The 12,884-nt window shown below is 73.2% G+C and carries 9 protein-coding genes; 4 read left to right on the forward strand and 5 right to left on the reverse strand.

Annotated elements, in window-relative coordinates:
- Positions 1–130 precede the first annotated feature (130 nt).
- Complete coding sequence (locus O7595_RS15210; protein WP_269729228.1) at positions 131–3,475, forward strand: DNRLRE domain-containing protein; 3,345 nt, start codon at positions 131–133, stop codon at positions 3,473–3,475.
- A gap of 121 nt (positions 3,476–3,596) precedes the next feature.
- Here O7595_RS15210 and O7595_RS15215 read toward each other — a convergent pair whose 3' ends face one another.
- From O7595_RS15215 to O7595_RS15225, 3 genes are all read right to left on the reverse strand, one after another.
- On the reverse strand, positions 3,597–4,247 hold the full coding sequence (locus O7595_RS15215) for a hypothetical protein (RefSeq protein WP_269732495.1): 651 nt from the start codon (positions 4,245–4,247) through the stop codon (positions 3,597–3,599).
- Between the two features lie 386 nt (positions 4,248–4,633).
- The gene (locus O7595_RS15220) at positions 4,634–5,314 is read right to left on the reverse strand and encodes a GntR family transcriptional regulator (protein WP_269729229.1); all 681 of its coding nucleotides are present in this window, start codon (positions 5,312–5,314) and stop codon (positions 4,634–4,636) included.
- 293 nt (positions 5,315–5,607) lie between these two features.
- A complete protein-coding gene (locus O7595_RS15225) occupies positions 5,608–6,969 on the reverse strand; it encodes an aspartate aminotransferase family protein (RefSeq protein WP_269729230.1) in 1,362 nt (453 codons plus the stop codon).
- A 180-nt stretch (positions 6,970–7,149) separates the two neighbouring features.
- On the opposite strand from O7595_RS15225, the gene O7595_RS15230 reads away from it, so the two are divergent.
- From O7595_RS15230 to O7595_RS15240, 3 genes are all read left to right on the forward strand, one after another.
- Positions 7,150–7,800 (forward strand): DJ-1/PfpI family protein, encoded by a 651-nt coding sequence (locus O7595_RS15230; protein ID WP_269729231.1) that lies wholly within the window; start codon positions 7,150–7,152, stop codon positions 7,798–7,800.
- A 230-nt stretch (positions 7,801–8,030) separates the two neighbouring features.
- Positions 8,031–8,504, forward strand: coding sequence for a MarR family winged helix-turn-helix transcriptional regulator (locus O7595_RS15235; protein ID WP_269729232.1), 474 nt, complete (start codon positions 8,031–8,033; stop codon positions 8,502–8,504).
- 521 nt (positions 8,505–9,025) lie between these two features.
- Positions 9,026–10,951: a serine/threonine-protein kinase gene (locus tag O7595_RS15240; protein ID WP_269729233.1), complete on the forward strand. Its 1,926-nt coding sequence runs from the start codon at positions 9,026–9,028 to the stop codon at positions 10,949–10,951.
- 199 nt (positions 10,952–11,150) lie between these two features.
- On the opposite strand, the gene O7595_RS15245 is transcribed toward O7595_RS15240, so the two are convergent.
- A complete protein-coding gene (locus O7595_RS15245; RefSeq protein ID WP_269729234.1) occupies positions 11,151–12,278 on the reverse strand; it encodes a CapA family protein in 1,128 nt (375 codons plus the stop codon).
- 165 nt (positions 12,279–12,443) lie between these two features.
- A complete protein-coding gene (locus tag O7595_RS15250; protein ID WP_269732496.1) occupies positions 12,444–12,824 on the reverse strand; it encodes a hypothetical protein in 381 nt (126 codons plus the stop codon).
- Positions 12,825–12,884 lie beyond the last annotated feature (60 nt).

Below are 12,884 nucleotides of genomic sequence, written 5' to 3' on the forward strand. Positions count from 1 at the left end.
GACCCCGACACCGTCCGGGCGGTGACGAAAACGTGAGGATGAGTCATGCTCTGCTGCGCACACATCTGCACAGAGCAGGAGTTCCGAGGGCAGCTCAGCCATCCAGGCGCCCGCGGGGGGAAAGGAAACGATGGACGCCTCGAAGAACGTGGAGAGTACGGAGAATTCTCCACCGCAGAAGGAAGCGCGGACCGAGGAGACACGCACGGGGAACGTGCCGAACGACGACGCGAATTCCATCGAACTACCCCTTGGCAGCGCCGAATTGAAGCAGCGTCGTAAGCGGCGTGGATACGCCGTACTGGCCGCCGTGCTCGCCGCCGCCATCGCCGTGCCCGCGGGTGTGCAGCTCACCGGCGAACGCGGGCAGGAGCCCTCGCCGCGCGCCGGGCGTGACGCCGCCCGTCAGCACCCCGTCGAAGCCGCCGAGGCGGTTCGGGAGGCGCGGCGCACCGGCAAGGACGTCGAGGTCACCGCCCGGCACACCCCGGACTCCACCACCTGGGCCCGGCCCGACGGGCTGCTGAGGACCCGAACGTACAGCGACACGATCCGGGCCAGGGTCGGCGGCGAGTGGAAGCCGGTCGACACGACCCTGCACCGCGTGGACGGCGGCTACGCGCCCAGGGCCGTCAACGACCCGCTGCTGTTCAGCGCGGGCAGCGCGGAACGCCCCGGGGGCAGGGGCGGCGCTGGAGAAGAGGACGACGGCGGGCGGGCCTCGCGCGCGACCTGGCGGACGTCTCTGGCCGAGGTGGGAGCCCTCAGGACCGCGCCCTCGGACAGCGCCTGGACCGACCTGGTCCGCATGAGCACCGGCGGCCACGACCTCGTCGTGCGCTGGCCCGGTCCGCTGCCCGAGCCCCTGGTGAACGGCCCCCGCGCGCTGTACCAGAACGTGCGCCCCGGCATCGACCTGCTGCTCACCGCGCGGGACGGCGGCTACTCGCACGTCCTCGTCGTCCACACCCGGCAGGCCGCGCAGGACCCGCTGCTGGACCGGCTCGACTACCGGCTCTCCTCCCCCAGCCTGAACTTCACTCTCGACGACGCCACGGACGTCGTCAGTGCCCGTGACAGCGCGGGCAAGGAGATCGCCTCCTCCCCGACCCCGTACATCTGGGACTCCGCCGGGGCCGTCAGGGCCACCATCGGCGAGCCCGTACCGGCGCCCGATCCGGCGGTGGGCTCCACGGCACTCGCCCTGCCGGGTCTCGCCGGGCCGCAGCCCGGGAGCCACGACGGTGTCCTCGACGCGAGCCTCGGTGACGACGGCGTGCTCGGCCTCGACGTGGACGAGAAGCTGCTCGCCGATCCGGAGACGGTCTACCCGGTGTTCATCGACCCCTCCTTCAAGGGGCGGAAGAAGAACTGGACGCTGCTGTACGCGAAATACCCCAGCTCCAGCTTCTACAACGGGCAGAACTTCAACGACGGCACCAACGACGCGCGCGTCGGCTACGAGTCGACCACGGGCGGGCTCTCCCGCTCCGTCTTCACCTTCGAGTACGGCTCGACCCTGCACGGGACGAAGGTCCAGTCGGCGACCTTCCGCGCGCTGCAGACGTACTCCTGGGGCTGCTCGTCCCGTCAGTACAACCTCTACCTCACCGGTGCGATCTCCAGCTCCAGCACCTGGAACAAGCAGCCGAGCTGGACGCGCTTGCTGTCGAGCCAGACCAACGGGCACGGCTACAAGTCGGGCTCCTGCCCGGACAAGTGGGTCGCCATGGACATCAAGTCCGCGGCCCAGGAGGCGTCCGACAAGAAGTGGACGGCGCTCACCCTGGGGCTGCGCGCCGCGAACGAGAGCGACACCAACGCCTGGAAGAAGTTCCAGGCCAACGGGGAGAGCTCCCCGTACGTCGAGGTCGTCTACAACCGGGCCCCGAACGAGCCGACGGGTTCGCTCATGAAGACCTCCCCGGGCGGCACGTGCGACACCGCCTCGCCCTTCCTGTCGATCGGCAAGCAGGACATCACATTCAGCTCCTCGGCCTCCGACGCCGACGGGAACCTCAAGTACCTGCACCTGAAGGTCTGGCGCACGGGATACGCGAGCAGCCCGCTGCACGACGCGGACCACGCCACGAACAGCACCGGCGCCATGACGCCGTACACCATCCCGTGGTCCAGTTTCACGCACGGCGCGACGTACACCTGGTCGGTGTACTCGAAGGACGCCGAGGGGGCCACCTCCGCGTGGGGGCCTCCGTACACGACCGCGCTCTGCCAGTTCACCGTCGACCACTCGGCACCGAACAGCCCGGGCGTCTCTTCCGCCGCCTTCCCGCCCCCGGGCGACGACGGCAGCACCTGGAGCACGGCCGCCTTCGGCACGGCTGGGCAGTTCGTCTTCACGCCCAACGGACCGGCGACCAGCGTGAAGGAGTACCAGTACAGCTTCAACACGGCCTTCGACAAGAAGGCCCTGCCCGACGCGGCCAACGGCGGCCAGGCGGTCGTCACGCTCCAGCCGCCGCACGCCGGCCCCAGCGTGCTCTACGTACGCAGCGCCGACAGCGTCGGCAACCTCTCCGGGGCCACGAAATACCTGTTCAACGTGCGACCGAGCCCTCAGCTGGACGCCGCCGGGGACGTCACGGGCGACCAGGTGCCGGACGTGTACACCATCGACCCGTCGGGCAATCTCCTCCTGTACGCCAAGACCCAGGGCACCGACCGCCTCCACTTCTCGATGGCGGCCGCGTACTCGGCGGCCGGGGAATCCGCCGCACTGCTCGACGACGGGTACTGGACTGATGCGCTGATCACACACAACGGGGACTGGCTGCCCGGCGACGGAGTCCAGGATCTCGTCGCCCGGATGCCGGACGGGAAGCTCTACGTCTACCCCGGTGACGGATACGGCGGCTTCGACGTCGGGCAGCGCCGGGAGATGCTGCTGCCGGGCGGCGCGCCGGCCACCGGGACGCTCACCCAGATCCTCTCCGTCGGTGACGCCACCGGCGACGGACGCCCCGACCTGCTCGCCACGGCCGGCAGCGGCCTGTGGGCCTTCACCGGATACACGGGGGCGAGCTTCAGCGGCGTCACCCAGCTCAGCGGGGACGACTGGTCGCAGCGGGACCTCGTGCAGGTCGACGACGTCAGGGGCGGTGCGGGGCTGGATCTCGTCTACCGGACCGACACCACCGGCAGGATCTACCTGCGGCAGGGCAAGCTCGTCGGCGCCGGGACCGATCTGTCCTCGTTCGCCGTGCAGACGGCCGCCGAGGGCGGGGTCGACTTCCTCTACGGCAGCGCGGGGTGGCACTCGGACGAGGTGCCGTTCGTCCTCGGCACTCCCGATGTGACCGGCGACGGCGTACCCGACGTCTGGGCCGTACGGTCGGACGGCAACGCCTCGGTGTATCTCGGGAGCGGCACCGTCCGGCTCAGTTCCACCGCGATGTTCAACGTCATCAGCACCAGTGTCGGGACCAGCTGGAGCGGTCACACCGCCATCGGCTGACCCGCCGTACGCGAAGAGGGCGGCTCGCGCACACGGTGCGCGGGCCGCCCTCGTGTGCGCGGGGTGCCGTGGCAACGCGGGCCGTGGGCGCGGGCGCTCGGGCGGATGCGCGGATGCGCGGTCAGCTGAAGATGATCATCGAGCCCTGCCCCAGGCTCCGGGTCGCCGCCGCGTGCAGCCCCAGCCAGACATGGCGTTCACGGGCGAACGGGTTGTCGTCGTGGGGGATGGGGCCCGCCGGCTCCTCCAGGGAGGTGGGGCGGGTGGGCGGGGCCGGGGCGGACGGGGGGTTGGCGGGGTCGATGCCGATGGACGGGGCCACGTACTCGAGTTCGCGCAGCAGGCCCTGGGAGGAGCCCAGCGGGCCGCCGCCGGCGAGGAGTTCCTCGTTGGACAGGGGCTCGGGGAAGTCGACGGGGACGTAGGCGCCGGCGTGGTCGTAGTGCCACACCAGATGGGACTGCTGGGCCGTGGACTCGAACATCTCCAGCAGCTGCTCGTAGTCGCCGCCCAGTTCGTCGACGGGCGTCACCGCCAGCCCGCAGAGCTGGAGGAGGTACGCCCGGCGCAGGAAGTGCAGGGCGTCGTAGTCGAAGCCGGCGACCGGGGCGACGTCGCCCGAGAGGCCCGGCATGTAGGCGAAGACGGGAACGTTGGGCAGACCGGCCTCGGTGAGGGCCTTGTCGTACGAGGCGATCTCCTCGGCGAAGGGGTTGTCGGGGCTGTGGCACAGCACATCGACGAGGGGGACCAGCCAGAGGTCACAGGCCAAGACGGGCTCGCTCTCCATCGGAGTCGTAGCAGGTTGTGCGATGGTCGGGACAGCGTAGTGCTACTAGCACATCGCGCACAGTCAGCCGTCGCCGACGACGGCCCGGCCCGGGTGGCGGCACCGGTCCGGGGGGCTGCAGGTCACATACCCATCCTCGGACGGTCCGCGCGCCCCGGGGCCCGCGAGTTCCCGCCGGCGCCCGGCCCGCGGCCCGCGGGTGCCCCTGGGGGCGGGTCCTCCGCGGGCACCACTGCCGCTCCGGGTCCTCCGCCGGTGCCGCTTCCGGCCTCTTCGGGTCCTCCGTCCGCGCCCGCACCAGCGGTCCCGGTCGCCCGTGCGTTCCACCGTCCTCGCCGGGGCCGCGGTACCCGCCGGTCCCGCCGTTCTCACCCCGCACGCCGCTCCAGACGCTCCGCCCAGCGCAGGGCGAGGTCGTCGTCCACCGCGATCAGTGCCCGGGCGCCCGCGGCGTCGCCGCGGGCGATCGCGTCGACGAGCTGCTCGTGGCCGCTCCAAAGCCAGTCCCCGAACTCGGGGTCGGCCCGAAGCCGGGGCACGGCGAAGGCCCAGGACTGCACGCGGAGCCGGTCGAGGAACTCGGCGATGTAGCGGTTGGTGACGAGGGCGCCCAGCTCACGCCAGAACCGCAGGTCGTAGCCGATGAGGACGGTCAGGTCCCCGCAGCGGGCGGCCCGTGCCGCCTCCTCCGCGCGGCGGCGCACGGAGACCAGGGCCGCGCCCGTCGCCGGCTGGGCGCGGGGGACGCCGCCCTCCCGGAAGATGCCGTCCACGATGAGCGAGCGGGCCTCGATCATGCCGCGGAAGTCCTCGACGGAGAAGCGGTGCACCTGGAAGCCGCGGTGCTGGTCGGAGTCGAGCAGGCCCTGTCCCGCGAGGTCCACGAGGGCCTCGCGGACGGGCGTGGCGGAGACGCCGTACTGCTCGGCGATCTGCTTGACCGTGAACTCCTGTCCGGCACGCAGTCGTCCGGCCAGCACTTCGTCCCGCAACGCGCCGGCGATCTGCTGCCGCAGGGTGTTGCGGGTGACGGCTCCGCTCGCGGGCATGATGTCGGTCCCCTCCGTCCGGTTGCGGACACCTTAAGCCCCGTGACGGCCCCGCCCCGGCCCACGTCGTCCCGGGGCCCGCCCAGGAGGCACCGCACTCTCCCGGGTCCCGCGCGAGCCCGACCTCCCGGGCGAGGCCCCGGGTCCCGCGACCGTCCGCCCCGGACGGGTCGACCGGCGCCCTCCGCCCGGTCCCGGCGCAGGCGGAAGGGCCGAGGCCCCCCGGCCCCGGCCCCGTGACGGGGCGCACGGGCCCCGGCCGCGTCGGACGGCGTGTCCGGTCGGCTGCCGCGTCAGACGGTGTGCTCGTCGGCGACGGTGAGTGCGGCGTCGAGGGCGGCGAGGCCCTCCTTGGCCTCGGCCTCGGTGATGTTGCAGGCGGGGACGGCGTGGGTGCGGTTCATGTTGATGAAGGGCCACAGGCCGTTCTTCTTGCAGGCGGCGCCGAACGCGGCCATCGGGGCGGCCGCTTCGCCGGTCGCGTTGTAGGGCACCAGCGGTTCCCGGGTCTCCCGGTTGCGCACCAGGTCCAGGGCCCAGAACGCGCCCAGGCCGCGCACCTCGCCGACGGAGGGGTGGCGTTCGGCGAGTTCGCGCAGGCCGGGGCCGAGGACCTGCTCGCCGATGCGGGCGGCGTGCTCGACGACCTGCTCGTCCTCCATCACCCGGATCGTGGCGACGGCGGCGGCGCAGGCGAGCGGGTGGCCGGAGTAGGTGAGGCCGCCGGGGTAGGGGCGCTTGTCGAAGGTCGCCGCGATCTCGGCGGAGATGGCGACGCCGCCGAGCGGCACATAGCCGGAGTTCACGCCCTTGGCGAAGGTCATCAGATCGGGCACGACGTCGTAGTGCCGGGCGGCGAACCAGGCGCCGGTGCGCCCGAAGCCCGCCATGACCTCGTCGAGGACGAACACGATGCCGTACCGGTCGCAGATCTCGCGGACGCCCGCGAGGTAACCGGGCGGCGGGGTCATGATGCCCGCGGTGCCGGGGATGGTCTCCAGCACGATCGCCGCGATGGTCTGCGGGCCCTCGAAGGCGATCGTGTCCTCCAGGTGCTGCAGCGCCCGCGCACACTCCTCCGCCTCGGTGGCGGCGTAGAACGGCGACCGGTACAGGAACGGCGCCCAGAAGTGGACGACACCGGCGGAGGCGGTGTCGGAGGCCCAGCGGCGCGGGTCCCCGGTGAGGTTGATCGCGGTGGAGGTGGCGCCGTGGTAGGAGCGGTACGCGGCGAGGACCTTCGCCCGGCCGGTGTGCAGCCGGGCCATGCGCACCGCGTTCTCGACCGCCTCGGCGCCGCCGTTGGTGAAGAAGATCTTGTCCAGGTCGCCGGGGGTGCGCTCGGCTATCAGGCGTGCGGCCTCGGAGCGGACGTCGACGGCGAACGCCGGGGCGAAGGTGGCCAGCCGACCGGCCTGTTCCTGGATCGCCTCGACGACCCTCGGGTGCTGGTAGCCGATGTTGGTGTAGACGAGGCCGCTGGTGAAGTCGAGGTAGCGGTTGCCGTCGTAGTCCCAGAAGTACGAACCCTCCGCGCCCGCCACGGCGAGCGGGTCGATCAGGCCCTGGGCGGACCACGAATGGAAGACGTGGGCACGGTCGGCAGCCTTCACGGCCGCGCCGGCCTGCGGGTCGGGTTCGACATGAGGGGTCATACGGCCAGGTTAGGGAGGCGCGGCTCGGGGCCGACATGGCCACCTTGTATGGCCTCGGCCACTTTCATGGGCAAGGTGTCGCGGCACGGAACACCCACCTGGGCATTTGACAGCACGCTGTCGTTATGACAGTCTACTGTCATCGGGGAGAACTCCAACCGCAGGGCCAGGGAGGCCGGCATGACCGCCGACACGTCATCCGCCAGCAGCACCACCGCCGTCGCCGAGACCGCGCCGGCCGGGCGGGCGGTCCACGTCGCCGTCTACGACACGTTCGCCGACTGGGAGACGGGGCACGCGACCGCCTGGCTCGCCCGCGCCGGCCACACCGTGCGCACGGTCGGCCCCGACACGGACAAGCCGGTCACCACGATCGGCGGCCTGCGCATCCAGCCCGACCTGGGCCTCGACACCCTGCGGCCCGAGGACAGCGAGTTGCTCATCCTCACCGGGGCCGACCTGTGGGACACGGACGACGAGCTGGCGCCGTTCGCCCGCAAGGCGCGGGAGTTCCTGGACGCGGGAGTGCCCGTCGCCGCGATCTGCGGGGCCACGGCCGGACTGGCCCGCGAGGGCCTGCTGGACGACCGGAAGCACACCAGCGCCGTCTCGTTCTACCTGGCCGCCACGGGCTATGAGGGCGGCGAGTACTACGTCGACTCCGACGCCGTGACCGACGGCGACCTGATCACTGCCGGCCCGACCGAACCGGTGGCGTTCGCCCGCGAAGTGCTCGGCAGGCTGGGGGCGTTCGAGGGCGGCAAGCTCGACGCCTGGTACCGGCTGTTCCACGACTCCGACCCGGAGGCGTTCGAGGAGCTCAACGCATGACGGGCGGCAGACGCGACGGTGCGGGCCGCGGCCCGCACCACGCACCGGCCCCTGCGGGCGACGAGCGGATACGGGTGCCTCGGGGGCCTGCCGACGCCCCGGCACCCGGGCCGGCACAGGGGCCGGGCGGCAGCCCGGACCATGGACCGCGCAACGGGCAGGACCGCGAAACGGCCGTCGCACCCGCCCGGGAGCCGGCTCCGAAACGGTCGGCCGGGGAGAGGCAGGAGATGCTCAGCACCGCCGCCATCAGCGTCTTCCGGCTCAACGGACAGTTCCTCGGCGTCGCGGAGGAACTGGCCCGCCCGGCCGGGCTGACCTCCGCCTGGTGGCAGGTCCTCGGTGCCGTGCTGCCCGAGCCGCTTCCGGTCGCCGGGATCGCCCGGACCATGGGCATCACCCGGCAGAGCGTGCAGCGGATCGCGGATCTGCTCGTCGGCAAGGGCCTCGCCGAGTACGTACCGAACCCGGCGCACCGCCGCGCCAAGCTGCTCCGGCCCACCGACGAGGGCCGGGCGGCGATCGACAGGATCAACCCCGGGCACGCCGAGTTCGCCGGGCGTCTCGCGGACCGGCTCGGCGACGAGCGGTTCACGGAGACGGTGCGAGTGCTGGAGCGGCTCTCCGCCGCGATGGAGGCACTGGCATCCGACGGGCGGCAGGAGACCGCGGGCGCGGACGGGGCCGCGGGGGCGAGCCGCTGACGCGCCCTCCGCGCCCGGCCGACACCCCGCGCCCCGACGGGCGCCCCGGCCCCCGGAACCCGCACGCCTGATCCCGGCGCCGGCTCCACGTCCCGGCGTCCGTCGATCCGTCGATCCGTCGATCCGTCCGATTGCCCATCGGGCATGCCGTGCCACGGGCGTCGTCGCATGCCGTACCGCGGACCGTCGTGGCGTCTTCGTCCGTCCACCGCCCGCCCGGACACCGGCCGTCCGCCGCCTGCCCGTCCGGGAACCGGCGGGACGGTCGCGGGTGTCTCCTCACGCAGGTGCCCCACGCAGGTGTCCCTTCGAGCGGCCCCCTCCTGGCGTGGAAGGGTCGCAACAGGTCGGAACGCGGGCGGGATCCGGCCTGATCCCGGCGGGAACGCGGTTGCCTGTGGGCGCCGGCCCGGGGCGCACTATTCTCGTGCGATCGGGCACGCGCACAGATCCGTACGCGCGCGCACGTACACGCACACGTGCGGGTACGTCCACGTATGTCGGGGGAGGGGCGCTCGGCCATGGAGCAGCTGGCATCCGGAGATCCGCGCCGCATCGGGGCGTACCGACTGCTGGCCCGTCTGGGCGCCGGCGGCATGGGACAGGTCTATCTGGCCCGCTCCGACCGGGGCCGTACGGTCGCCGTCAAACTGGTACGGCGGGAGCTCGCCGAGCAGGAGGAGTTCCGCAGCCGGTTCCGGCAGGAGGTCGCGGCCGCCCGCCGAGTCGGCGGGGCCTGGACGGCTCCGGTGCTGGACGCGGACACCGAGGCCGAGGTGCCCTGGGTGGCGACGGGCTATGTCGCCGGGCCGTCCCTCCACTCCGTGATCTCCGGCGGACAGGGCGGCCCGGCCCACGGCCCGCTGCCCGAGCACTCCGTACGCACCCTCGCCGCCGGACTGGCCCGTGCGCTCACGGACATCCACAGCGCGGGCATCGTGCACCGCGACCTGAAGCCGTCCAACGTCCTGATCACCATCGACGGGCCCCGGGTCATCGACTTCGGCATCGCCCGCGCCCTGGAGACCGTCGCGGACGGCGGGCTCACCCGCACCGGAGCGCTGGTCGGCTCGCCCGGGTTCATGGCCCCCGAACAGGTCCGGGGCGACCGCATCACCCCGGCCTGCGACGTGTTCTGCCTGGGCTCGGTCCTTGCCTACGCGGCCGGCGGGCGGCTGCCGTTCGGCTCCGCGGACAGCGGCGTCCACGCGCAGATGTTCCGCATCGCCGAGGAGGAGCCGGATCTGTCCGGCGTCCCGGAATCGCTGCGGGAGCTGATACGGGACTGCCTCCACAAGGAGCCCGGGGCCCGGCCCACGCTGGAACTGATCCGGGAACGCGCCGGGGGTGTGTCGAAGGACTCCAGCGTGCCGTGGCTCCCGGGCGCCCTCATCGCCCAACTCGGCAGCCACGCCGTGAAACTGCTGGAGGTCGAGCACCCGGAGAGCTTCACGGACGCCACGGGGGCAGGCCCCGCGGCAGGGGCGCCGGCGCCCGGATCCGGTCCGCACGCCCCGGGCGCCGCGCAACCCCCGCCCGCACCGGGCCCCGCCGCACACGGTGTCGCGGCACAGGGCTCCCCGGCGCAGTTCCCCGTCGACGGCGCGCGGGCCGCCGCGGGCGGCACACCACCGCCCGGTGACCTGTCCGCCGCCTCGGGCCGACCGGGCGCCGCCCCGGGCGCGCCGGGTGTGCACGCCCTTCCCACGATGGCCGGCCCTCCGACGCCTCCCCCGGGCCCGGCGCCCACCCCGGCCCCGTCACCGCCTCCCGGATGGGCGGCGCACCACCCGGCGCCCGTCCCGCACACCCTGCACTCCGCAGCCCCTCCGTACGGCACCTACCCGCAGTACGGCCCGCCGTCCGTGCCCGGGGCGCAGCGCGGTGACAGACGGGGCACGGTGGCCCTCGTCGCCGTGGCGGTGGTGGTCGCGGTGGCGGCCGGCAGCTCGGTCTACGCGCTCATGAACGGAGAGCACACGAGCTCCCCCGCCGCACCGGGCCCGTCGACGTCGGCGCCCCGCTCGCCCGGCACCTCCGGGGGCAGCGGCGGGCCGACCGCCGATGACACGCCCGCGACGACGGAGTCCTCCCCCACCGCACGCGCCGGCACCGTGCCGGAGGAGTACACAGGCACCTGGCAGGCCGAGTTCACGACCGCGGACGGCAGCACCAACACGCGGATCATGACCATCACCAGCGGCTCCGCCGGCGACACCGTCATGACGCTGACCGGGCGCGGCGCCAACTACGACTGCCGCTGGTCCGCCACCCTGCGCGCCTCCGGCCCTCCCCTCGAACTCGGCCCCACGCAGGTCACCTTCGGCGACCGCCGTAGCTGCTCGCCGGGCCAGTGGAGCCGTCTCGACATGCCCGACGACCGGACGATCGTCCGCGAGCTGGTCGGCTCGGGCGGAGCACCGCTGACGTACACGAAGGTGGACTGAGCCCGAGGCAGACCCTGGGCGGGCCGGGCAGGGCCGACACGGGCGGAGCACCATCGGCGCCCACCCGAACGGGCCGGGGCGGGCCGGGCACGGCCGCCACCGGCGGAGCACCACCGGCGCCCACCCGAACGGGCCGGGGCGGGCCGGGCACGGCCGCCACCGGCGGAGCACCACCGGCGCCCACCCGTACGGGCCGGGCTCAGCGGCGGTTCCAGCGGAGGGCGAGGGTCCCGTCCCCGCCGAGCTCGGGCTCCACCTGGGTGCCGAACGCGCGCCCGGCCCTGCTCAGCACCTCGCACAGCCAGCCGGAGTCCGACGGCGACGCATGGTGGAGGGTCATCCGCCGCGCCTGCATCGGCACGATCCGCAGGGCCGCCAGCTCGCCGGTCTCCGCGTCCAGCGTGGGGAAGTACAGCAGCCGCAGGTCGTCGCGGTAGCGCTCGTAGCCCGTGATGCCCTCGTAGTCGTCGATGAGGTCGCCGCAGCCGTACAGGATGAGTTTGCCGTGGTGGACCTGGATCGGCCGGGGGTGGTGGGAGGAGTGCCCGTGGACGAGGTCCACGCCGCCCTCGACGAGCCGGTGGGCGAAGCTGCTCTGGCTCTGCGACACCCCATAGCCCCAGTTCGAGCCCCAGTGGATCGACACGACCGCGAGATCGCCGGGCTCGCGCACCTCCCGCAGCCGCCGGACGAGCGTGTCGGCGCTGCGGACCGACAGGTCGGGCACGTAGTCGACGCCCGGCCGTTCCTCGGCGGCCGCCCAGCGCGAGGGGACCCCGGCCGACGCCATCCCGCACGAAAGGACCAGCACCCGGCCCCCGCTCCGGGTGGGGACCGCGACCGGCCGCTGGGCCTCGGCCCGGTCCCGTCCGGCCCCGGCAGGCCCGAGACCGGCGCGGCCGAGCACGTCCACGGTCTCCTCCAGGCCGCGCCGCCCGAAGTCCAGCACGTGGTTGTTGGCGAGCGCGCACACGTCGGGCCGTGCGGCCGCCAGGAACGGCAGGTTGTCCGGGTGCATCCGGTACGTCACCGCCTTGCCCGAGGCGAAGTCGTCGCTGGTGGTGACGCTGCTCTCCAGGTCGATCACACGGACGTCCGGGTCGAACCGGTCCAGCACGCCGAGCGCCGCGCCCCAGGGCCAGGTGTAGTCGACGGGGCGCGGGATCGTCCCGTTCACCGCCTCCGCGAGCGCCACGTAGTCCCGGGCGTCCCGGATGTAGCTCTCCCGCAGGGCGGGATCACCGGGGTGCGGAAGGATCTGGTCGACACCCCGGCCAGGCATGACGTCGCCGCAGACGAACAGCGTCACGAGATCCCGGCCGTTCATGCGGCAATCTTCCCATGCATGACCGTTTTGTACGGGTGCACGGGCGCATGGGAAGGGCCGCCGGCCTCAATCTCGTCACACTCCGCAGCCGGGACAGCCCGCCGGCACGAGCGCCGGAGAGCCCCCGGCGACCCCGGTCCGCAGGCCGCCGCCGCGGGGACGCTGTCAACCCAGCAGCTCACCGGCCGCCGTGCGCAGCAGCAGCGGGTGCACGAAGCGGTCGTCCGCGACGGGCGGGACGCGCCAGGCCAGCGGCCAGGTCGGCCCGTCGAGCGCCGGGACGGGTACGTAACCGAAGCCGCCCGCAGCCGAGTTGTAACGGGTCACCCCGCGCGGCCACGAACGGTGGGCCGTACTGCCCACCGGAAGGAGGAAGTAGACGCCGCGGCAGCCGTTCGCCTCGGTGACGATGGGACCGGGGTCGCCGCCCGTCATACGGTCCAGGAGATCGGCCAGTCGGCGTCCGTCGTCGCCGTCGACGCGTACGGCGTCGAAATGCACGCCCGCCTTGCGGAGCCGGAATCCGGAGACCGGGATCCAGTCCATTTCCACTCGTCGATTATCCGTATTCACGGCGACATTGTGATGCCACCCGGATAGCGTTCT

This window comes from Streptomyces sp. WMMC940 (assembly GCF_027460265.1).
Taxonomy (GTDB): domain Bacteria; phylum Actinomycetota; class Actinomycetes; order Streptomycetales; family Streptomycetaceae; genus Streptomyces.

Coding starts and splice junctions, on each gene's coding strand:
- O7595_RS15210 (WP_269729228.1), top strand. CDS start 131: ATGGACGCCTCGAAGAACGTGGAGAGTACGGAGAATTCTCCACCGCAG.
- O7595_RS15220 (WP_269729229.1), bottom strand. CDS start 5,314: ATGCCCGCGAGCGGAGCCGTCACCCGCAACACCCTGCGGCAGCAGATC.
- O7595_RS15225 (WP_269729230.1), bottom strand. CDS start 6,969: ATGACCCCTCATGTCGAACCCGACCCGCAGGCCGGCGCGGCCGTGAAG.
- O7595_RS15230 (WP_269729231.1), top strand. CDS start 7,150: ATGACCGCCGACACGTCATCCGCCAGCAGCACCACCGCCGTCGCCGAG.
- O7595_RS15235 (WP_269729232.1), top strand. CDS start 8,031: ATGCTCAGCACCGCCGCCATCAGCGTCTTCCGGCTCAACGGACAGTTC.
- O7595_RS15240 (WP_269729233.1), top strand. CDS start 9,026: ATGGAGCAGCTGGCATCCGGAGATCCGCGCCGCATCGGGGCGTACCGA.
- O7595_RS15245 (WP_269729234.1), bottom strand. CDS start 12,278: ATGAACGGCCGGGATCTCGTGACGCTGTTCGTCTGCGGCGACGTCATG.
- O7595_RS15250 (WP_269732496.1), bottom strand. CDS start 12,824: ATGGACTGGATCCCGGTCTCCGGATTCCGGCTCCGCAAGGCGGGCGTG.